The 20924-nt window shown below is 53.7% G+C and carries 21 protein-coding genes; all 21 read left to right on the forward strand.

The window, feature by feature from the left end:
- The first annotated feature begins 377 nt into the window (after positions 1-377).
- Positions 378-737, forward strand: coding sequence for a histidine triad nucleotide-binding protein (locus tag NSU18_RS27955; protein WP_341017468.1), 360 nt, complete (start codon positions 378-380; stop codon positions 735-737).
- A gap of 142 nt (positions 738-879) precedes the next feature.
- Positions 880-1053 (forward strand): 30S ribosomal protein S21, encoded by a 174-nt coding sequence (gene rpsU / locus NSU18_RS27960; RefSeq protein ID WP_005547957.1) that lies wholly within the window; start codon positions 880-882, stop codon positions 1051-1053.
- Positions 1054-1068: 15 nt separating this feature from the next.
- Entirely contained in the window at positions 1069-1512 is a 444-nt protein-coding gene (locus NSU18_RS27965; RefSeq protein ID WP_341017469.1) for a GatB/YqeY domain-containing protein, read from the forward strand.
- A gap of 201 nt (positions 1513-1713) precedes the next feature.
- Entirely contained in the window at positions 1714-3051 is a 1338-nt protein-coding gene (locus NSU18_RS27970; RefSeq protein WP_341018616.1) for an NfeD family protein, read from the forward strand.
- A gap of 36 nt (positions 3052-3087) precedes the next feature.
- Positions 3088-4089, forward strand: a complete 1002-nt coding sequence (floA, locus tag NSU18_RS27975; protein WP_341017471.1) for a flotillin-like protein FloA — start codon at positions 3088-3090, stop codon at positions 4087-4089.
- Positions 4090-4105: 16 nt separating this feature from the next.
- Entirely contained in the window at positions 4106-4702 is a 597-nt protein-coding gene (locus NSU18_RS27980) for a hypothetical protein (protein ID WP_341150586.1), read from the forward strand.
- A 182-nt stretch (positions 4703-4884) separates the two neighbouring features.
- Positions 4885-5178: a sporulation protein YqfC gene (gene yqfC, locus NSU18_RS27985; RefSeq protein WP_209872075.1), complete on the forward strand. Its 294-nt coding sequence runs from the start codon at positions 4885-4887 to the stop codon at positions 5176-5178.
- Positions 5175-6356: a sporulation protein YqfD gene (gene yqfD / locus NSU18_RS27990; protein ID WP_341017474.1), complete on the forward strand. Its 1182-nt coding sequence runs from the start codon at positions 5175-5177 to the stop codon at positions 6354-6356. The genes yqfC and yqfD overlap by 4 nt, the downstream gene beginning before the upstream one ends.
- A gap of 15 nt (positions 6357-6371) precedes the next feature.
- Complete coding sequence (locus tag NSU18_RS27995; protein WP_341017476.1) at positions 6372-7343, forward strand: PhoH family protein; 972 nt, start codon at positions 6372-6374, stop codon at positions 7341-7343.
- A gap of 17 nt (positions 7344-7360) precedes the next feature.
- The gene (locus NSU18_RS28000) at positions 7361-9640 is read left to right on the forward strand and encodes an HD family phosphohydrolase (protein ID WP_341017478.1); all 2280 of its coding nucleotides are present in this window, start codon (positions 7361-7363) and stop codon (positions 9638-9640) included.
- The gene (gene ybeY, locus NSU18_RS28005) at positions 9612-10112 is read left to right on the forward strand and encodes an rRNA maturation RNase YbeY (protein WP_341017479.1); all 501 of its coding nucleotides are present in this window, start codon (positions 9612-9614) and stop codon (positions 10110-10112) included. The genes NSU18_RS28000 and ybeY overlap by 29 nt, the downstream gene beginning before the upstream one ends.
- Complete coding sequence (locus tag NSU18_RS28010) at positions 10112-10507, forward strand: diacylglycerol kinase family protein (protein WP_341017480.1); 396 nt, start codon at positions 10112-10114, stop codon at positions 10505-10507. The genes ybeY and NSU18_RS28010 overlap by 1 nt, the downstream gene beginning before the upstream one ends.
- Positions 10508-10583: 76 nt before the next feature.
- Positions 10584-11003 carry a cytidine deaminase gene (locus NSU18_RS28015; protein ID WP_340993992.1) on the forward strand — a complete coding sequence of 140 codons (420 nt, stop codon included), beginning with the start codon at positions 10584-10586 and terminating at the stop codon, positions 11001-11003.
- Positions 11004-11841: 838 nt separating this feature from the next.
- Complete coding sequence (era, locus tag NSU18_RS28020) at positions 11842-12732, forward strand: GTPase Era (RefSeq protein WP_341017482.1); 891 nt, start codon at positions 11842-11844, stop codon at positions 12730-12732.
- A gap of 111 nt (positions 12733-12843) precedes the next feature.
- On the forward strand, positions 12844-12987 hold the full coding sequence (locus NSU18_RS28025; RefSeq protein ID WP_076075837.1) for a YqzL family protein: 144 nt from the start codon (positions 12844-12846) through the stop codon (positions 12985-12987).
- Between the two features lie 36 nt (positions 12988-13023).
- The gene (recO, locus tag NSU18_RS28030; RefSeq protein WP_341017485.1) at positions 13024-13779 is read left to right on the forward strand and encodes a DNA repair protein RecO; all 756 of its coding nucleotides are present in this window, start codon (positions 13024-13026) and stop codon (positions 13777-13779) included.
- Between the two features lie 446 nt (positions 13780-14225).
- Positions 14226-15113, forward strand: coding sequence for a glycine--tRNA ligase subunit alpha (glyQ, locus tag NSU18_RS28035; protein ID WP_036724333.1), 888 nt, complete (start codon positions 14226-14228; stop codon positions 15111-15113).
- On the forward strand, positions 15106-17187 hold the full coding sequence (gene glyS / locus NSU18_RS28040) for a glycine--tRNA ligase subunit beta (protein ID WP_341150587.1): 2082 nt from the start codon (positions 15106-15108) through the stop codon (positions 17185-17187). Before glyQ ends, glyS begins: the two co-directional genes overlap by 8 nt.
- A gap of 182 nt (positions 17188-17369) precedes the next feature.
- Positions 17370-17843 carry a YaiI/YqxD family protein gene (locus NSU18_RS28045; RefSeq protein WP_341017489.1) on the forward strand — a complete coding sequence of 158 codons (474 nt, stop codon included), beginning with the start codon at positions 17370-17372 and terminating at the stop codon, positions 17841-17843.
- A gap of 24 nt (positions 17844-17867) precedes the next feature.
- Positions 17868-19703, forward strand: a complete 1836-nt coding sequence (gene dnaG / locus NSU18_RS28050) for a DNA primase (RefSeq protein WP_341017490.1) — start codon at positions 17868-17870, stop codon at positions 19701-19703.
- A 40-nt stretch (positions 19704-19743) separates the two neighbouring features.
- On the forward strand, positions 19744-20877 hold the full coding sequence (rpoD, locus tag NSU18_RS28055) for an RNA polymerase sigma factor RpoD (protein ID WP_238654605.1): 1134 nt from the start codon (positions 19744-19746) through the stop codon (positions 20875-20877).
- Positions 20878-20924 lie beyond the last annotated feature (47 nt).

Genomic DNA, 20924 nt, shown 5'->3' on the forward strand with positions numbered 1-20924 from the left:
TCCTTGTTACTCTCCCCAGTATACCTATACATAGCTCCCGCCGACTTTCCCTCACAATCCCAGCGTAATCCGCCCCGAACAATGGATTTTACCGGAATATAGCCTTCCGCCTTTCGTAATTGCTCAACATCCTGTATGATTAGTTCCATAAAATGAAATTTGTCGCGAAGCCGATCAGGCCGGAAGCCAGAAGATCTTCAGGCGTGTGCGTCCCGCAGAGCTCAGGCTGTATTGAACGATAACAGATCATCGCCTGTGTGTGGCAGGTGGCCGTTGCACGAAGGATAGTAGTGTTCGTGTCTGTGATCTCAGCCAGTGCTGCGGAAAGTGCCGGATGCAAGCTTCTGCATTACAAATTTTTTGGGAGGAAGCGTGGTATGGAAACTGTATTCAGCAAAATTATTGAAGGTTCAATTCCGTCCAAAAAAGTATTCGAGAATGAGCGGATTCTGGCGTTCCACGATATTGAGCCTGCGGCCCCTGTGCATGTGCTGATTATCCCGAAGAAATACATTGCTTCCATGAATGAGGTTACACCTGAGGATCTGCCGCTGATTGGCGAGATTCATGCCGTAGCACAGCAGCTTGCCGCAGAGCTTGGAATTGCCGATAGCGGCTACCGTCTGATTAACAATTGCGGTCCGGACAGCGGAATGGCAGTGCCCCATCTGCATTATCATCTGCTGGGCGGAGCCAAGCTTGGGGCCCTGACCGGAAACTCCAGTTCTCATGCCTGAGTAAGCAATGTAACCATATACTGCCTGACTGAAAAAAGAATAACGCGAAGGTTGACACCTTATTTAGGTTTGACCTATAATGAAAGGTGATGAACCGTGTTGTTATGCTCTTGGACGGTCTGGTCGGAGGGAGGGAAAACTGGTGTCTGAAACGAAAGTTCGCAAAAACGAGACAATTGATGCTGCACTTCGTCGCTTTAAACGTTCCATTGCTAAGGATGGTGTCTTGGCTGAGGTGAAGAAACGCAAGCATTATGAGAAGCCAAGCGTAAAGCGCAAGAAGAAGTCTGAGGCTGCTCGTAAGAGAAAGTTTTAGGAGGATTACCCACGCATGAATCTTAGCGAACGATTGAACGAAGATATGAAGCAAGCGATGAAGAGTAAGGACAAGTTCACACTCTCCACCATTCGAATGGTTCGTTCTACAATAAAGTATCTTGAAATAGATTTGAAGAGAACATTAGACGACAACGAAGTGCTTGATATCCTTAGTCGTGAGATCAAACAGCGCAAAGATGCCCTCCAAGAATTTGAAGCAGCGGGTCGCGATGAGCTTGCCGCGAGTACTAAGGCAGAAATCGAGATTATCATTAAATATCTTCCCCAGCAGCTTACCGAAGAAGAAATTAAAGTAATTGTACAGCAGACCATCCAGGAAACCGGTGCTTCTTCGAAAAGTGAAATGGGTAAGGTGATGAGCGCACTGATGCCTAAGGTCAAAGGTCGCGCCGATGGTAAACTTGTGAACCAGGCGGTTCAGCAATTTCTGCAATAATATAACGCTAGCACCCCTTTTATAAGGGGTGTTTTTCATTATGTGGAGCTTTTTGGATAGACCTGCGTATAAGGTATACTAGGAATTATATGCAGGCGTACATACAATGATAAGTTGAGAATGCAAATGGTTCATGTACAAAAGGGGGGCGCAGGCTTGAATAAGTTACGCACCATCATATTCTCCTGTATCGCGGCGCTGATGCTTCTTCTGTTCCTGCCACTGGCGGGGACCGTTCAGGCGGATAATGAAGCGGTCCGTGCACCGGGAGCAGCTTCGGGTACAGTAGTCAGCGGACCTGTGTTCATTATTCCGGTGGACCAGGAGATTGAGCGGGGGCTGCAGAGCTTTCTGGAACGGGGCTTTCAGGAGGCCGCGAATTACGGCGCAGTTCTGATTGTTCTGGAGATCGATACACCTGGAGGACGGGTGGATTCTGCCGAACGAATCGGTACCCTGGTCAGAGACAGCAAAATTCCGGTGGTGGCCTATATCAAAGGCAACGCCGCTTCCGCAGGCAGCTATATTGCACTGAGCGCGGACGCCATTATCATGAAGCCGGGCAGCATGATCGGGGCCGCTTCGCTGGTGGACATGAACGGGAAGAGCGTGGAGGATGCCAAGATGGTATCGTACTGGAAATCCAAAATGACCGGAGCAGCCTCGCTGAACGGGCGTGATCCTGAAGTGGCTGCCGGCATGATGGATGTTCATCTGGTAGTTAACCGCCCGGAGCTGGGCGTGAACAAGCAGGCAGGCGAGATTATCGCTCTGAGCAGCGATGAGGCACTTCAGGCCGGGTACGCCGACCGGATTGCCGGAACGGAGCAGGAGGCGATTACCTGGCTGGGCTACTCAGCGGGCGACATTTTCCGCATTGAGCATACCGGTGCGGAGAAAATGTCGCAATTTCTGACCCATCCGGTGGTCATGACGATTCTGCTCTTCGTGGGCATTGCCGGTGTATTCATCGAGCTGCTGGTGCCCGGCTTTGGGGTGCCCGGAATTGTCGGTACGCTGGCGTTCGCCCTTTACTTCTTCGGCAACTATGTGGCCGGCTTCGCCGGGGCAGAGACGCTGCTGCTGTTCATTCTGGGACTCGTAATGCTGATTCTGGAGCTGTTCGTGCCGAGCTTCGGTATTCTGGGGATACTCGGGTCCATCAGTCTGGTGGCGGGTGTTGTGAGAGCTGCTTACAGCTTTACACATGCGCTGTTCAGCCTTGGCATTGCTTTTTCGGCGGCGGCTGTGGTCATTGTGATTGTAGCCGTGGTGTTCAAGGAGCGGGGGATCTGGAACCGGTTCATTCTTCAGGATAGCCTAACCAGAGAGAAAGGATTTGTGCCTGTCCCGGAGAAGCTACGTCTGATTGGAGCCTCCGGCATGAGCGTAACCCCGCTGCGTCCGGCCGGAACCGCCAACTTTGACGGTGAACGGATTGATGTGGTGACAGAAGGCGGGTTCATCGAGGCGCAGACCGCCGTATCCGTAGTGAAGGTTGAAGGTGCCCGCGTGGTCGTGAAGGAAGCAACGAAATGATCGTTGTCTATCAAAATATAGGAGGTTGGTAAGCGTATGTTGGAAGCATCTATGATTACTTTTTTGCTGATCGCGGTAGCCGTGATTATTGTACTAAGCGTATTCTTCAGCTTCTTCCCGGTCATGCTGTGGGTATCTGCTTGGGCCTCCGGGGTCAAAATCAGCATTATCACGCTGGTAGCGATGCGCCTGCGCCGGGTAACGCCGAGCCGGATTGTCAATCCGCTGATTAAGGCGACCAAGGCCGGGCTGGGGCTGAATATCAATCAGCTGGAGAGCCATTATCTGGCCGGAGGGAACGTGGACCGGGTAGTGAACGCGCTGATTGCCGCCCAGAGAGCGGATATTCCGCTGGAATTCACACGTGCCGCCGCCATCGATTTGGCCGGACGCGACGTGCTGCTGGCGGTTCAGATGAGCGTTAACCCGCGTGTCATTGAGACGCCGATTGTTGCGGCTGTGGCCAAGAACGGAATTGAAGTCAAGGTCAAAGCACGGGTAACGGTGCGGGCCAATATCGACCGGCTGGTCGGCGGTGCAGGCGAAGAGACGATTATTGCCCGTGTAGGCGAGGGGATTGTAACCACAGTCGGCTCCAGTAACTCGCATAAGGATGTGCTGGAGAATCCGGATTCTATCTCCCGCACCGTTCTCTCCAAGGGTCTGGACTCCGGGACGGCCTTTGAGATTCTGTCCATTGATATTGCGGATGTGGATGTAGGCAAGAACATTGGTGCGTACCTGCAGACTGAGCAGGCAGAAGCGGATAAGCGCATCGCCCAGGCGAAGGCTGAAGAACGCCGGGCCATGGCGGTTGCCCATGAGCAGGAGATGAAAGCCCGCGTGGTCGAGATGAAGGCGCTGGTCGTTGAATCTGAATCCCAGGTTCCCTTGGCGATGGCCGAAGCCCTGCGCTCCGGCAAGCTTGGCGTGATGGATTATATGAATCTGAAAAATATCGAGGCAGATACGCAGATGCGCGGCTCCCTCGGCAAACTAAACGATGGGGACGACACCAGCCGTCCGCCCCACAAATAAAGGGATGTGAGCTCCCATGAGCAGCGTGATCTATTTCCTGGTGCTTGCGGCTATAGCGATCATCACTAATCTGAACAAGAGAAAGGGCAAAGACAAACAGGCCCCGCGCGGGGGGATGCCTACCTTTGGCGGCGGCGGAGGGGACATCGGGAATACGCTGCCCCGCCGCCGGAAGGCCGGGCGTGCGGAGCAGGAGCAGCAGGGCAGCGGATTCCCGGTGCCTGCAGCGGCAAGGGAAGACACGGACCAGCCTGCCCCGCAGCCGGCTGCACAGGAGGTCCCGTCTTCGCCAGCATGGTCTGAGCAGCCGGCTGCCGCTGATGAGACCGGCGAAGGGGTGTCTCTGGAGCAGGCCGATGACCCAGACAGCGTGGAGGCCCGCACAGAACGCATGCAGCAGGAGCTGGAGGAGCTGCAGGCTGCCTTCGACGGAATGGCGGCTGCTGTACCGTCTGCGGGCTCTGAAGCAGGCGGAGAGAGCAGTGGCTCAGCTTCACCGGCATTCGCCCGCCATCCGCTCACAGGCGACCCTGACACGCTGCGCAGCGGCCTGGTTTGGGCGGAAGTGCTGGGTCCGCCCCGTGCCCGCCAGCCGCATTCCACGCGGCGTTAAGTTCTTGCCTTCGCTTCCTGATCAACATGTAATGCTGCACATAAGCCTGGATCTATTCCTTAGCGGGAAAGGATTCAGGCTTTTTTGCTATTTTGCCAAGGAGACCGCATGTGAGTTCTTCTCATAAACGGCTGCCCCGCCGCATAAGGTGTACAGAAGGCAGGAAGGGGGAGCGTCTACTTATGACCCGTATCGGCCGCAGGCTGCGGGGATGGACAAACGGGATATTGGATCTACCGCAGGATGTGCTGCAGGAGATGCCCCGGATCACCCTGATCGGCAATAAGGAGCTGTATATTGAGAACCACCGCGGCGTGCTGCATTTCTCTTCGGAGCAGCTCAGGCTGGCATTAACCCAAGGAGTGCTGGAGATTTCCGGCGAAGGACTGGTCATCCGCAACATTCTGGGCCAGGAGCTTGCCGTCATTGGAGTAATCGGTGAAATCAGATATAAGGAAAGTGGGGAGAATCCATGAAAGAACCGCCTCTGTCATCACTGCGGGGGTTCGTTACACTGCATGTGAGCGGACCGCAGGTGGAGAAGTTGATTAATGCTGTAACCGGAGCGGGCATCATCATCTGGGATGTGAGGCCTGCCGGGGACGGCGCTTCTTTGAATCTGCTGCTGGATGACTTTTTCCGGCTCCGCCCGCTCCTCAAAAAGACAGGCTGCCGCATGCATGTTACAGCCAGGCACGGACTTCCGTTTCGCCTCGCGCGCTTGTGGAGACGGAAGTTTTTTGCCGCAGGGATGCTGATCTTCGGTGTAGGCCTGCTGCTGCTCTCCTCGATGATCTGGAGTGTCAAGGTGGAAGGGAATACCCGCATTCCGACCGAGGACATTCTGGAAGCTGCACGCAAGGAGGGCGTCTATCCGTTTCAGTGGATTTGGCGCATGCAGGAGTCGGACGAGCTGTCCCGGGAGCTGACCACCCTGGTTCCGGGCCTGACATGGGCCGGGTTCCACCGGAACGGGACGAGCATTACCATCCAGGTAGTCGAAGCCGACCGCCCGGATAATAAACCGCTGCTCAGCCAGCGCCATCTCATCAGCCGGACCGATGCGGTGGTGACCGAAATCTATGCGGAGCAGGGCAGGCCGGTGGTCAGCCGGAATACGCGGGTCAAAAAAGGGGACATCCTCATCTCCGGAGCGCTTGGTGACGAGGAGAATACCGAGTTTGTAGTCGCTAAAGGCATAGTTAAAGGCCTTGTATGGCATGAATATAATCTGGAGGTACCGCTCAAAAGAACGGGCAGTGTGTATACAGGAGAACGCAAGGACCGCACCTATCTTGTTCTCGGCAAATGGGCGATTCAGCTGTGGGGCTACGGGGACTCCGGGTTTGCGAAGTCCCGCACGCTTTCAGAGCCCGACATGCTGTCGTGGCGCTCTTTTCAGCTGCCGCTGGGCCTGATGACCGAGAAGGAGCTGGAGATCAAAGCTTCAGCTGAAGCGCTTACTCCAGAGGCAGCCAGGGCGGAAGGATTAACGCGGGTGAGGAGCGATATTTTCGCGCGTTACGGCGCTGATAGCGTCATCAAAAGTCAAAAAATTTTGCATGAGAAGAAAGAGAATGGTAAAGTTTATATGAAAGTGCTGTTTGAGGTGGAAGAGAGAATCGCGGAAGAACTTCCGATAGTAAACAATTGAGGAGAATGAGGCTACTTGTCAGAACAGACTACAAGCATTCAAATATCTTTGCACAATGCGGGAGAAGCGCAATCCCTGTTCGGCCCGCAGGACGGATTCCTGAAAATCATTGAGAAAGAAATTCCGGCAGTTATTAATTCACGCGAGGCCGAAATTACGATTCGAGGTACGGAGCGGGAAGTGGACATGCTGGGCCAGCTCTTCAACGTGCTGCTGTCACTCGTTCGCGGGGGTTACATATTGAGCGAACGCGATGTGCAGTACGCCGTGGAGCTGGCGAAGGATTTCCGTGCCGACCAGCTGCTGGACCTGTTCAAGGGCGAGATTACAACCACATTCCGCGGCAAGCCGATCCGTGTCAAAACCATTGGCCAGAAGCATTATGTGAGCACCATCAAAAAGCGTGATATCGTCTTCGGCATCGGCCCGGCGGGCACAGGCAAGACTTATCTGGCTGTGGTCCTCGCGGTGACGGCGCTGAAGGAAGGCTCGGTCAAACGGATCGTGCTTACGCGCCCGGCTGTAGAGGCCGGGGAGAACCTGGGCTTCCTCCCGGGAGATTTGCAAGAGAAGGTAGATCCGTATCTGCGGCCGCTCTACGACGCCTTGTACGACGTTATGGGGCCCGATCAGGTGGCGAAGGCGCTGGAGCGCGGGCTGATCGAGATTGCACCGCTTGCCTATATGCGCGGGCGTACGCTGGAGGATGCTTTTATCATCCTTGATGAAGCACAGAATACCACGCCCGAACAAATGAAAATGTTCCTCACCCGTCTGGGCTTCGGCTCCAAGATGGTCATCACGGGCGATGTGACCCAGATCGATTTGCCGCGCGGCAAGAAGTCAGGGCTGATCGAAGCCAAAACGATTCTTTCCGGTATCGAGGAGCTTGGCTTTGTCTACTTTGCAGAGCAGGACGTTGTCCGTCATTCCCTTGTGCAGAAAATTATCGTTGCCTATGACCGCTCTGCCGAAAACCTCCAATAAAAAAGGGGATTGTCTTCATGGCCTCAAAGCAACCATCGAAATTAAGCGGATTTGTATATAGCAGCAGCGGATGGAAGTATAGCGCGGTGACACGCTATGCTCTTTTCCTGTTACTGGCCGTTGTTTTCTACCTCAGCCTGTCCTCTGATCTGCTGCCCAAAAGGTATGATATCAAAGAGGGAACACGCAGTGCCAAGGAGATTACAGCTCCCAAGCAAATCCTGGACACCAACGCCAAGCTCAAGGCCCAGGAGACTGCTGCAGAGAATGTGACCAACCGTTATGCCATTATTCCTATCCGGGCGGAGAATCTAGTAACTCTGCTGCTGGACCGGATCGGCGGGCTGAATCAGGATGATACGATTTCACAGAGTGAGAAGACGGAGATTTACCGGGAGGAGATTCCGCGGCGGGCGAATGATTTTATTCTTAATTTCGTGGCTGCCAGCCAGAAGGCCGGGACTTACTCCGAGCATCTGCTGAATGAAATGCAGTCCGTCATCAAGGATCAGGCCTACGTCATTCCGGAAGAGACCTATATCAAGATCCCGCGCCTGACTCAGCAGGATATCATCGAAATGAAGCCGGTGGCCCGGGATATTGTCACCAAGCTGATGAATGACCAGATTACCGATGCCCAGAGCGCTCGCGCCAAGGTGGCCGAGCAGGTCAGCGTCAGTTCGCTGGGCCAGCGGACCGCCCGTGAGGTGGTGCAGGAGCTGGTGCGGCTGGTAATCACTGCGAATAAATTCTATGACGAGGATGCCACCAAGGAAGCGAAGGTGCAGGCCCGTCAGAATACGCCGGATGTGTTCATCGAGCAGGGGGATGTGCTGGTTGCCAAGAATCAGGAGATTACCCCTGAGCTGTACAAGCTGCTGGATGAGAACGGGCTGCTCAGCAAAGAGATTAATTACTGGCCGCAACTTGGGCTGCTGCTGCTCTCTGCACTGTTGTCCTTTGGTCTGATGACCTTCATCCGCTACAATGGCGGAGCCTCAGGCTTCAAATACAATAACTCCCAGCTGCTTATGCTGGTACTGGTCTTTATTATTACGATTGTTATGATGAAGCTGACGGCCTTCCTGCAGACGGATGTGCGGACGTATATCGGCTATCTGGCACCCGTGGCTCTAGGCGCGATGCTGATCTCCATGCTGCTGGACATGACTTTAGCCTATTTCTGTTCCATTCTGTTCAGCATTCTGGCCAGTATCCTGCTGAATGTTCAGCAGAATACTATCTTTGATTTCACCTTCGGCTTCTTTGCCCTAATCGTAAGTTATGTTGCCATCTTCTCGACGCACCGTGCCGGACAGCGCTCAACACTGCTAAAGGGCGGTATTATGGTGTCCCTGCTAGGCTGCCTGACCGTAGCCATTCTGACGATGCTGAGCGGGGGCGTATGGAACGAGACGAATACGTTATATGCCCTGGGCTTTTCCTTTGCCGGGGGGCTGCTTACCGCAGTGCTGGTTATTGGCCTGATGCCGTTCTTCGAGGTGACGTTCGGCATTCTGTCGGCGCTGAAGCTCGTAGAGCTGTCTAACCCGAACCACCCGCTGCTGCGCAAGCTGCTTACTGAGACGCCGGGAACCTATCACCACAGCGTAATGGTAGGCAATCTGTCCGAGGCTGCGGCCGAAGCGATTGGTGCAGACGGCTTGCTGTGCCGGGTAGGCTCGTATTATCATGACATCGGTAAGACGAAGCGCCCGTTCTATTTCATAGAGAACCAGAACAATATGGAGAATCCGCATGACTCGATTGAGCCGAAGCTGAGCAAATCGATCATTGTGGCCCACGCCCGGGACGGGGTGGAGATGCAGAAGGAATACAAGCTGCCAAAGCCGATCCGCGATATAGCGGAGCAGCATCACGGCACGACATTCCTGCATTATTTTTATCATAAGGCATTGAAGCTTGCAGAGGACAAGGGTGTAGAGCCGGACTTCACGGAGGAGGATTTCCGTTATCCCGGCCCGAAGGCACAGTCGAAGGAATCCGCCGTTGTCGGGATCGCCGACAGTGTGGAGGCCGCCGTCCGTTCGCTCCGTAAGCCAACCGTGGTGCAGGTGGAGACCATGATTGAGAAGATTATCAAAAGCCGGCTGGATGACCATCAGTTCGATGAATGCGATCTGACGCTCAAGGAGCTGGATATTATTTCGCGGACATTGAAAGAGACAGTAATGGGCATTTTCCATTCCCGGATTGAATACCCCGAGGATGTGCGCAAGCCCAAAAAAGAGGAAGGGGCCATCAAAAATGAGCCTGAGCGTCGTTTGGAACAATGAACAGGATGAATATGAAATTAACGGCGATCTGATCGAGCTGCTGGAGCGGATTCTTCGGGCAGCAGGGGATGCTGAAGGGATTGACTCCGGGGAAGTGGATCTGACCTTCGTCAATAACGAACGCATTCACGAGCTGAATCTGGAGTACCGCGGCATTGACCGTCCGACAGATGTGCTCTCCTTCGCGATGAATGAGGCAGGAGAAGACGAGCTGGAGATCCGGTACGGCTTAGCAGATGAAGACGAAGAGCTGGAAGAAGTACCGAATGTGCTTGGGGATATTATCATCTCGGTTACGCGGGCGCAGGAGCAGGCTGAGGAATACGGCCATTCGCTGGAGCGTGAGCTGGGCTTCCTGTTCGTCCACGGATTCCTGCATTTGCTGGGCTATGACCATCAGGAGCCGGAGGCTGAGGCCGAAATGATGTCCAAGCAGGAGAAGGCGCTGGCTCAGGTCGGGTTGACACGCTAATGGTCAAAAATACGGCGGTGGGCCATAAAAAATTCTGGCATTCCTTTCGCTTCGCAGCACACGGGATTGCAGCAGCCTTCAAATCGGAGCTGAACATGAAGGTGCACAGCGGCCTTGCTGTTCTTGTAGTGATTGCCGCCGCTGTGTTCAGGCTTCCGCTGGCAAGCTGGATGCTGCTGTTGCTGTCCATTACGCTGGTTCTGACTGCGGAGCTGCTGAACACGGCGATTGAAGCAACAATTGATCTGGTTTCGCCTGAGATACATCCCTTGGCCAAGAAGGCCAAAGATACCGCCGCAGGCGCCGTGCTGCTTACGGCGGTGTTTGCCGTGATTGCCGGAATCTATGTTTTTTATCATCCCGTGATGGACTGGATCACCGGTCTTATGTCATAATCAGTTTACAACTTTAGCTGGTGTAAGAGGCGGACCCGCTTTGCGCGCTCCGTCATCTTTAATTAGGAGGACAACTATGGATTCTGCGCTACTACTTCAGGAAGCGATTAAGGCAAGAGCCAATGCATATATACCCTATTCCCGCTTCGGGGTGGGTGCAGCGCTGCTGGATCAGGACGGCAAGGTCCACCACGGCTGTAACATCGAGAATGCCGCTTACGGTCCCACCAACTGCGGCGAACGGACGGCCATGTTCCGCGCCATTGCGGACGGGCATAAGCCCGGTACCTTCAAAGCTATCGCAGTCGTAGCGGACACGGATGGTCCTGTATCGCCTTGCGGCGTCTGCCGCCAGGTGATGGTCGAGCTGTGCGGCCCCGATATGCCGGTCATTCTCGGCAACCTGAAGGGCGATATTGTGGAGACTACTGTGCGTGACCTGCTCCCTGGTGCCTTCGGCCCGGCGGATCTGGCGCAGGGACAGAGCGCGGAGTGACGGCAGGAGCTAGCGTATGCGTGCGGGAATCGCGTGGGTCTAAGTATTGCAACTGACCAATCAACCGCGCCGCACTGAAGCGTGTTCCCGCAGGAGCTGCAAGAGCTCGCGCTCCGGAGGTAACTGTATACTGTACAACTAACTCTCCCCTATTCCCGCCAAAAGTTGAGTTAATGTAAAATGTACAACTATATTCATCGGATATCGCCGAAAGTGACGTTTATGAGCAAAATAGATGTATGAATTACAACTAAACCGCTTGAACCGCTAATTTGGAACGGAATAAGTGTACAAAATACAATTAAGGCATTAGTTAGTTGTTAAAGTAACCAATTTCTTTTGCGCGCCGCAGTCAAGCGTGTTCCCGCAGGGAGCTGCACGCGCTCGTGCTCGGGAGTTAACTGTATATTGTACAACTAAATTCCCCCTGTTCCCTCCAAAAGTTGATTTAAGTGTAAATTGTACAACTAAATTTATCGGATATCGCTGAAAGTTACTTTGATGCGGAGAATAGATGTATGAATTACAACTAAACTCTAATAACCTCTGTTTTGGAGCAGAATAAGTGTACAAAATACAATTAAGGCACTAGTTGGTTTGTTAAGTAACCAGTTTCTTTTTGCACGCCGCAGTCAAGCGTGTTCCCACAGGGAACGGCAAGCGCTCATGCTCCAAAGTCTCTTACCGCGTCAACCGCTGCGCCCACGTTAGTTCCGGGTGTCCAGAGGGCCGGGGCCCTTGGGGTCCCCCTTGGCGAAGGGGGATTTAACGCTCTTAAACCAGATCCATCTAAAACGCCATGGACAATTATAACCACGTAGTAAGGAAGGAAGATCATATGAAATTCAAATCAGGGTTTGTCGCCATTATCGGCAGACCAAACGTAGGCAAATCAACACTCATGAACCAGGTAATCGGCCAGAAAATTGCCATTATGTCGGACAAGCCGCAGACCACCCGCAATAAGATTCACGGGGTCTATACGGCCAATAACTCACAGATTGTATTCCTGGACACCCCGGGTATCCATAAAAGACAGTCCAAGCTCGGTGATTACATGAATCAGACCGCGATGAGCACGCTGCATGAAGTGGAAGCGGTGTTGTTCCTGGTGGATGCTTCTGAAGGAATGGGCGGCGGAGACCGTTTTATCGCGGAACAGCTTGGAAGCATTAAGACTCCGGTCATTCTCGTCATGAACAAGATTGACAAGATTGAACCGGAAGCGCTGCTGCCGATGATTACGGAGTATAACAAGCTGCACACGTTCGCCGAGATCGTACCGATCTCTGCCAAGATGGGCAATAACGTCAACACGCTGCTGGAGCAGGTGCAGAAATATTTGCCGGAAGGCCCGCAGTATTATCCGGACGACCAAATTACTGATCACCCCGAGCAGTTCGTCTGCGCCGAGCTGATCCGCGAGAAGATTCTGCATCTGACCCGTGAAGAGGTGCCGCATTCCATCGCCGTGGCGATTGAGGATATGAAGGTGGAGCCGAATGGGGTCGTGCATATTTCGGCGGTTATTTTTGTGGAGCGCGATTCCCAGAAGGGGATCATTATCGGCAAGCAGGGAGCGATGCTGAAGGAAGTCGGACGCCGCGCACGGACGGATATTGAGAACCTGCTGGGCTCGAAGATCTTTCTGGAATTATGGGTGAAGGTGAAAAAAGACTGGCGTAACCAGGACCGCGTCCTGCGGGATTTGGGCTTCCATAAAGAATGATCACCTCTCTCGCCGCCTCTTTCCTGGCAGGAATTGCACGGATAGATCCTGGGGCATCGCACATCCTACATCTGGAGAGACATCGTGTTTCCGAAGAAAGGATGAATACGAATGCGGAATTTTTCGTGGAAGTATTTTGCAATGACTGGAGATCTCGATGCGTATTTGCTGTACAGGGAAGCTGGGGATTCGCCCGAGGGCAGCGGACCGCTGCCGGCGGAGGAAGAGATGGCTATCGATGAAGAAGCGCAATAAGGACTGGTTGCTTGCCGAGTGGTTGGGGGAAGAGGCATGCTATACAGGGTGGAAGGGATCGTCATCCGCAGCATGGACTACGGCGAAGGGAACGCCATTATTACGCTTTGCACCGAGAACGCCGGTAAAGTAGGGGTTCTGGTGCGGGGCGCCAAGAAGGTCAAAAGCCGTCATGCTGCCCTGATCCAGCTGTTCACAACAGGTGAATTCGTTTTCTTCCGCAACAACGGCGGACTGGGAACACTGAACGCCGGAGAGATCACGAAGTCCCATCATCCGCTGCGCGAGGATCTGGTTAAGGCGGCGTATGCATCCTATGCCTGCGAGCTGCTGGACCGGGTGCTGCATGATGAAGAGACAGGCAGCTTCTGGTACCGCCAGCTGACCGCCTGTCTGAATGCACTGGAGGAAGACAAGGAACCGGGTATTATCATCAATGTATTTGAAATGAAGGTGCTGCAGGCTGCCGGTTACGGGCCTCAGCTCGATTCCTGTATCGTCTGCGGCAAGGACAAGCCGGATGAGCAGCTTAGAATCAGCCCCCGTCTGGGGGGAGTCCTCTGCCGCAGCTGCCGGCATAATGATCCGCCGGCCATGGAGATTTCTCCGCGTGCGTTGAAGCTGCTGCGGATCTTCGCGGCGCTGGATCTGACCAGGTTGGGGAATGTGGATGTGAGGCCGGAGACCCGTGCAGAACTGAAGACCGTTATGCGGGGATTCATGGATATGCAGCTGGGGCTCAGACTGAAGTCCCAGAGCTTCCTGGACCAGCTCGATAAATACAATATTTGACGAATCGCAAATTATCCGTTACTATAAGTTCAGTTTCTTTTATAAGATTGCCGTGTTTGCTCCAGAACTGGAGAGAGTGCGTGGATCGGGGAAGTAGTGGGCGTATGGTCGCAGCAGCGAGCCGGGGGTAGTGGAAGCCTGGCGGGACGACGTTCATGAACAGGGCACCCGGGAGTACGGAAGCGGCAGCATGAAAAGTGGATTGCGTGATCTTTGCGTAATCAAGTAGGGTGGAACCGCGGGAGAACATATTTGAGCTCTCGTCCCTATGTCTGTTCATCAGGCATGGGGGCGGGAGCTTTTTGACTTGTGGCTGTGCGGGAGATCCTTCTTCCATCACAGACCGCAAGTACATAGAAGCTAGTGCCGCCTCCATCGCGTAGCAGCAAGAGCCAGTCATAAGCAAGAGGCAGTACCACACTTGTATAGCGAAGGAGCCGGTAGTTATGAACTTTCAGCAGATGATTCTGACCCTGCAGCAATTCTGGGCCGCCCAGAATTGTATTCTCGTCCAGCCGTATGATACGGAAAAAGGGGCGGGCACGATGAACCCTATGACTTTTTTGCGTTCCCTGGGTCCGGAGCCGTGGAAGGTTGCCTATGTGGAGCCTTCACGCCGTCCGTCCGACGGCCGTTACGGGGAGAACCCGAACCGCCTGTATCAGCATCACCAGTTCCAGGTGATCATCAAGCCGTCCCCGGACAATATTCAGGAGCTGTACCTGGACAGTCTGAAGGCACTGGGCGTAGATCCCCTGCTGCATGATGTGCGGTTTGTCGAAGACAACTGGGAGAATCCGTCCCTGGGCTGTGCGGGCCTCGGATGGGAAGTGTGGCTGGACGGTATGGAAATTACCCAGTTCACCTACTTCCAGCAGGTTGGCGGAATTGAAGCAAGTCCGGTAGCGGTGGAGATTACTTACGGGATGGAGCGTCTGGCCTCCTATATTCAGGATAAGGAGAATGTCTTTGACCTGGAATGGGTGGACGGCATGACGTACGGAGATGTATTCCATCAGCCGGAGGTTGAGCATTCCACCTACACCTTTGAGGTCTCGGATGTCAAAATGCTGTTCACCCTGTTCAACACCTATGAAGAGGAAGCGCGCCGGGCGATGGAGAATCATTTGGTTTTCCCGGCCTATGATTACGTGCTGAAATGCTCGCATACCTTCAATCTGCTGGATGCGCGCGGCGCAATCAGCGTAACGGAACGCACAGGCTTCATCACGAGAGTACGCAATTTGGCCCGCACCGTAGCGGCGACATATCTGGAGGAACGCGAGAAGCTGGGCTTCCCGCTGCTGAAGAAAGAAGGTGCTGACCATGTCTAAGGATATTCTGTTCGAGATCGGTCTGGAGGAAATTCCTGCACGCTTTATCCGGGCGGCGATGGAGCAACTGAAGGACAGAACGGCGAAATGGCTGGAGGCCTCACGCATCAGTCATCAGGGCGTTAGTGCATATGCAACACCGCGCCGCCTTGCCGTACTGGTGAAGGATGCGGCAGAGCGCCAAGAGGATGTAAGCGAAGAGGTCAAAGGACCGTCACGCAAAATTGCGCTGGATGCCAGCGGCGAGTGGAGCAAGGCGGCCCTGGGCTTTGCCCGCAGTCAGGGTGCAACCCCGGAGCAGTTCACGTTCAAGGAACTGGCAGGCGTAGAATACATCTATGTGACCAAGAGCAGCACCGGCATTGAGACAGCCTCTCTTCTCTCCGAAGGCCTGGCTGGCATTGTCAGCAGCATGACCTTCCCGAAGAATATGCGCTGGGGCGCTTATGATTTCAAGTTCGTCCGTCCGATCCGCTGGATGGTGGCCCTCTTCGGCCAAGAGATCATTGACCTTACGATTACCGGAGTCAAGGCGGGCAATGTGAGCCGCGGCCACCGTTTCCTCGGGGAAGAAGCTGTGATCGCTGAGCCTGCTGCATACGTTGAAGCTCTGCGCAGCCAGCATGTGCTGGTGGATGTGAAGGAACGCGAAGAGCTGATTCTAAGCGGTATTCATAAGCTTGCGGAAGAGAAAAACTGGAAGATTGCGGTCAAAGAGGATCTGCTGGAAGAGGTCTTGTTCCTGGTAGAGACGCCGACGGTGCTGTTCGGTACCTTTGATCCGGCCTTCCTGAATATTCCGCAGGAGGTGCTGATCACCTCTATGCGTGAGCATCAGCGTTACTTCCCGGTGTTCGGTGAAGACGGCAAGCTGTTGCCGTTCTTCGTAACAGTGCGTAACGGGAATGCGGTATCGCTGGATGTCATCGCCAAGGGGAATGAGAAGGTGCTGCGCGCCCGCTTGTCAGATGCCAAATTCTTTTATGAAGAGGACCAGAAGCTGCAGATTAACGATGCGCTGGCTAAGCTGGAGAATATCGTCTACCATGAAGAGCTGGGCAGTGTGGGTGACAAAGTGCGCCGTATCCGTGCCATTGCTGACCGCTTGGCTGTGAAGCTTGAGCTGTCTTCAGAGGCTGCTGCGGAAGTCAGCCGTACAGCGGATATCTGCAAATTCGATCTGGTAACCCAGATGGTAGGAGAGTTCCCTGAGCTTCAAGGCACGATGGGTGAGGATTATGCCCGTAAGGCCGGGGAAGCAGAGCAGGTGTCCAAAGCGGTCTTCGAGCACTATCAGCCGCGCTTCGCCGGAGATGCCGTTCCTTCTACACAGGCAGGTCTTGTAGTCAGCCTTGCTGATAAAATCGATACGATTGTCGGCTGCTTCTCCATCGGAATTATTCCAACCGGCTCCCAGGACCCGTATGCTCTGCGCCGTCAGGCGGCAGGGATTGTCCAGATCGTGCTGGAGCATCAGCTGAGCCTAAGCCTGCAGGAGATTTTTGCAGCGGCACTGGAAGTCCATGGAAGTTTCCGTACAGAGAAACATTTCTCCCCCGAACTGCGTATAACCCTGTATGAGTTCTTCGGTCTGCGCGTCAAACGCCTGTTAGCCGACAACAATGTACGTTATGATGTTGTGGATGCAGCGCTTGCCGCAGGATTCGATGATATCGTTGACGTAGTAGGCAGAAGTCTTGCTTTGATGAATGCAGTAACCGATCTGGCTGATTTCAAAATCACCGTGGATTCACTGACCCGTGTCAGCAATCTGGCCGCCAAAGCTCCGGAGGGTGCAGTTATCGACCCGGCCTTGCTTAAGGAAGAAGCGGAACAGAAGCTGTACTCGACTTGGCAGAGTATTCATGAGCCTTACCGCGCAGCCCTTGCTTCCAGACATGCCGCTGAAGCCCTGCAGATTCTGTCGGGACTTGAAGCAGCCGTTACCGGATTCTTCGATTCGGTTATGGTTATGGCCGAAGACGAAGCCGTCCGCTCGAACCGTCTGGCGCTGCTGGCCGGCATTCATACGGATTCCAAATTGTTTGCTGATTTCGGCAAGCTGGTGTGGTAATTTAGGCAGGTTTTAAGTAATGTTTGCGATTTTATGGTATAGATCGAGGGTTTAGGGTATAAATATACGGAACGGTGCCAATGCGTAGTTGACATTCGTTCCGTATTTATGCTTTACCAAAGAAGGATTTTTGAATGGTTAGAGCGTAATATATATTACACAGGAATTTGGTGAGGCTGAGCTTGGAAACTTCCCGGCTAAGGAAGATTGTTGTGGACGGTGATGCCTGTCCGGTTAAGCAGGAGATTATTGCTGTGGCGCGCAGGTTCGGGCTTCCGGTGCTGATGGTCTCTTCCTACGATCATGTGCTGCGGGCGGAAGAAGGCGTTACGGTGGTTCAGGTGGACCGCGGGGCGGATAGTGCCGACCTCTATATCGCCAATCATATTTCTGCAGGAGATGTCGTAATTACGCAGGATTATGGACTGGCGGCGCTGGCGCTGGGCAAACGCTGCCTTGCACTTTCGAACCGGGGCCAGGAATATGAGAATTCTACCATGGATTTTATGCTGGAGAGCAGGCATGCCAAGGCGGTTGAACGCAGGCGCGGGCACTATTCCAAGGGTCCCAAAGCGATTACCGCAGAGGAAAAAAATCTTTTTCAACATAAACTGACAAAACTTTTAACAATTTTGCAGGAGAATGTCCAGCTATAGCGAATTATATTTAACTGTTAAGAGATGAAGGTGGCTAATGTGGCTAGCGGACATGGTCCTATTCCCGAAGAGGTTATCGAGAACGTGCTGGCGCGGCATGATATTGTCGATACAGTCAGCAAGGTTGTCCAATTGTCCAAGCAGGGTAAATACTTATGGGGCCTTTGCCCGTTCCATTCGGAGAAGTCCCCTTCCTTCACTGTTACCCCTGACCGGGGAGTCTTTCATTGTTTTGGCTGCGGTATGGGCGGAAATGCCATCAAATTCAGGATGGAAATCGAAGGATTATCCTTCCCCGAAGCAGTCAGAATCATGGCGGAAGAGAGTGATATCCCTGTTCCTGAGGGTAGAGGCGGGGCGCTGGCTGCCCCCGACCCTGAGCGGGACCGGCTGATTCAGGCGTATGAATTATCGGCGAAGTTTTATCATTTTTTGCTGAAGAACACGGAATACGGCACTGCCGCCATGGATTACTTAAGAACCCGGGGGTTCAGCGACAAAATGATTGACCAGTTCCAGATCGGCTACGCGCCGGACCGCTGGGATACGCTGCTGCAGTTTCTGGAGAAGCGCGGCTTCGATCTCGCCGAGATGGAGAAGGGCGGGCTATTGTCTGCCAGAGGGGAAGGCAAAGGATATCTGGACCGCTTCCGCGGCCGGGTTATTTTTCCGATTGCGAACCGTATGGGCAAGACGATTGCCTTCGCCGGACGTATTCTCGGGGAGGGGCAGCCGAAGTACCTTAACTCTCCCGAGAGCCGCTTATTCAACAAAAGCCGGATTCTGTACAATCTCCACCAGTCCAAAGCATCCATCCGCAAAACGCGGCAAATCGTCCTGTTCGAGGGATACGGTGATGTCATTTCGGCTTGGGAGGCAGGTGTGCAGAACGGGGTAGCCACGATGGGAACCTCGCTTACTGAGGGTCACGTGGGCTTAATGAAGAGCCTTGGAGATGAGATTGTGCTTGCCTATGATGGAGATAAGGCTGGACAAGCTGCCGCCCTTAAGGCCATTCCTATTCTGGAGTCCAGCGGTCTGCGGGTCAAGGTTGCCCTGCTTCCCAGCGGCCTCGATCCGGATGAATTCATCTCCCGTCATGGCGGGGACAGATTCAGAGAACAGGTGATTGACTCTGCCGTGTCTTCCATCAAATTTAAGCTTATATATCTGAAAAAAAACCATATACTCCTAGAGGAAGACGGCAAAATTGCCTATGTCAAGGAGGCTCTGGAGATTATCGCCGGACTCCATTCTTCAACGGAGCGGGAGGTGTACCTGCGGGAAATCGCCTCCGAGCTTGAGCTGTCCTACGACAGTCTGAAGCAGGATTGCAATTTACTTCGGGCCTCCATGCAAAAAAACAATCCCGAAGGGGATAATAACGATAATAGGTGGAATAATGGTAGGCATAAAAAAGGGCAAGTGCAGACACCTACATTGCTGCCTGCTTACCATGTTGCAGAACGGCGCCTGTTATCATTCATGATTCAAGACCCGGAAGCGGCGGCCTATGTGGGTGAACGGCTCGGGGAAGAGTTCAATATTGATGATCATGCGGCAATCGCCGCTTATCTATATGCTTATTATGCGCAAGGCAAACCACCCGGCATCAGCCGGTTTCTATCATCGCTTCAGGACGACCGTCTGGAGAAGACCGCAACGGCGATCTCCATGATGGACACCCCTCCAGACTGGAATACCCAGGTTCTGGACGATTGTATTCGTGAAGTGCGGAAGTATCCTCTGCAGCGCAAAATTGAACATAGGCGTGAAGAGATGATTCAGGCGGAGAAATCCGGTGACTTTTTGCGTGCAGCACAAATAGCAAGTGAAATTTTAGCCCTAGAGAGACAATGAGCTGTTGACAGGATGTACCTAGGGAGGAGGGAGTCGAATTATGGCGAACGATCAGCACACTGAACTGGAAGCGGAATTTACTCTGGATCAGGTTAAGGATCAGCTTATTGATCACGGGAAGAAAAGATCATCACTTAATTACAAAGATATCATGGAGAAATTGTCGCCATTCGATCAGGACCCCGAGCAGATGGAGGAATTCTACGAACAACTGAGCGATCTGGGGATTGAGGTTGTGAATGAGAATGATGAAGAGGTGAACAGCCTCCGTCCAAGCGATGACAATGAGGACAAAGAAGGTGACGACTTCAGCTTCGACGATGACCTGTCGCTGCCTCCGGGTATCAAGATCAACGACCCCGTCCGGATGTACTTAAAGGAAATCGGCCGCGTGCCGCTGTTATCGGCTGACGATGAAGTGGAACTGGCGATGCGCATCAAGAATGGTGATGAGGAGGCGAAGCGGAGACTGGCAGAAGCGAACCTGCGGCTCGTGGTCAGTATCGCCAAGCGTTATGTCGGACGCGGCATGCTGTTCCTGGATCTGATTCAGGAAGGCAATATGGGTCTGATCAAGGCGGTTGAGAAGTTTGACCATAACAAAGGCTTCAAGTTCAGTACCTATGCGACCTGGTGGATTCGTCAGGCGATTACGCGTGCGATTGCCGACCAGGCGCGTACGATCCGTATTCCGGTGCATATGGTTGAAACCATCAACAAGCTGATCCGGGTCTCCCGCCAACTCTTGCAGGAGCTGGGACGCGAGCCGTCGCCGGAGGAGATTGCAGCGGAGATGGAGCTTACCGTTGAGAAGGTTAGGGAGATCATGAAGATCGCCCAGGAGCCGGTATCTCTGGAGACACCAATCGGTGAGGAAGATGATTCGCATCTGGGAGATTTCATTGAGGACCAGGAGGCGCTGGCGCCTGCCGATGCAGCGGCATATGAGCTGCTGAAGGAACAGCTGGAGGATGTGCTGGACACGCTGACTGAGCGTGAAGAGAATGTGCTCCGCCTGCGCTTCGGACTGGATGACGGACGGACGAGAACCCTTGAGGAAGTGGGCAAGGTGTTCGGCGTAACCCGTGAGCGGATTCGCCAGATCGAAGCCAAAGCGCTTCGTAAGCTGCGTCATCCTAGCCGCAGCAAGCGGCTGAAGGATTTCCTCGAATAGACCTTACAACTGGACCTTCTGCTGCACGGTGGCAGGAGGTCCTATTA

The sequence above is a fragment of the Paenibacillus sp. FSL H8-0048 genome (assembly GCF_038002825.1).
In the GTDB taxonomy this organism is placed as follows: domain Bacteria; phylum Bacillota; class Bacilli; order Paenibacillales; family Paenibacillaceae; genus Paenibacillus_AQ.

What these genes read in the sequence shown, in the direction of transcription:
- NSU18_RS27955 (WP_341017468.1), top strand. Translation starts at nt 378, where the DNA reads ATGGAAACTGTATTCAGCAAAATTATTGAAGGTTCAATTCCGTCCAAA.
- NSU18_RS27965 (WP_341017469.1), top strand. Translation starts at nt 1,069, where the DNA reads ATGAATCTTAGCGAACGATTGAACGAAGATATGAAGCAAGCGATGAAG.
- NSU18_RS27970 (WP_341018616.1), top strand. Translation starts at nt 1,714, where the DNA reads ATGCTTCTTCTGTTCCTGCCACTGGCGGGGACCGTTCAGGCGGATAAT.
- floA (WP_341017471.1), top strand. Translation starts at nt 3,088, where the DNA reads ATGTTGGAAGCATCTATGATTACTTTTTTGCTGATCGCGGTAGCCGTG.
- NSU18_RS27980 (WP_341150586.1), top strand. Translation starts at nt 4,106, where the DNA reads ATGAGCAGCGTGATCTATTTCCTGGTGCTTGCGGCTATAGCGATCATC.
- yqfC (WP_209872075.1), top strand. Translation starts at nt 4,885, where the DNA reads ATGACCCGTATCGGCCGCAGGCTGCGGGGATGGACAAACGGGATATTG.
- yqfD (WP_341017474.1), top strand. Translation starts at nt 5,175, where the DNA reads ATGAAAGAACCGCCTCTGTCATCACTGCGGGGGTTCGTTACACTGCAT.
- NSU18_RS28000 (WP_341017478.1), top strand. Translation starts at nt 7,361, where the DNA reads ATGGCCTCAAAGCAACCATCGAAATTAAGCGGATTTGTATATAGCAGC.
- ybeY (WP_341017479.1), top strand. Translation starts at nt 9,612, where the DNA reads ATGAGCCTGAGCGTCGTTTGGAACAATGAACAGGATGAATATGAAATT.
- NSU18_RS28010 (WP_341017480.1), top strand. Translation starts at nt 10,112, where the DNA reads ATGGTCAAAAATACGGCGGTGGGCCATAAAAAATTCTGGCATTCCTTT.
- NSU18_RS28015 (WP_340993992.1), top strand. Translation starts at nt 10,584, where the DNA reads ATGGATTCTGCGCTACTACTTCAGGAAGCGATTAAGGCAAGAGCCAAT.
- era (WP_341017482.1), top strand. Translation starts at nt 11,842, where the DNA reads ATGAAATTCAAATCAGGGTTTGTCGCCATTATCGGCAGACCAAACGTA.
- NSU18_RS28025 (WP_076075837.1), top strand. Translation starts at nt 12,844, where the DNA reads ATGCGGAATTTTTCGTGGAAGTATTTTGCAATGACTGGAGATCTCGAT.
- recO (WP_341017485.1), top strand. Translation starts at nt 13,024, where the DNA reads ATGCTATACAGGGTGGAAGGGATCGTCATCCGCAGCATGGACTACGGC.
- glyQ (WP_036724333.1), top strand. Translation starts at nt 14,226, where the DNA reads ATGAACTTTCAGCAGATGATTCTGACCCTGCAGCAATTCTGGGCCGCC.
- glyS (WP_341150587.1), top strand. Translation starts at nt 15,106, where the DNA reads ATGTCTAAGGATATTCTGTTCGAGATCGGTCTGGAGGAAATTCCTGCA.
- dnaG (WP_341017490.1), top strand. Translation starts at nt 17,868, where the DNA reads ATGAAGGTGGCTAATGTGGCTAGCGGACATGGTCCTATTCCCGAAGAG.
- rpoD (WP_238654605.1), top strand. Translation starts at nt 19,744, where the DNA reads ATGGCGAACGATCAGCACACTGAACTGGAAGCGGAATTTACTCTGGAT.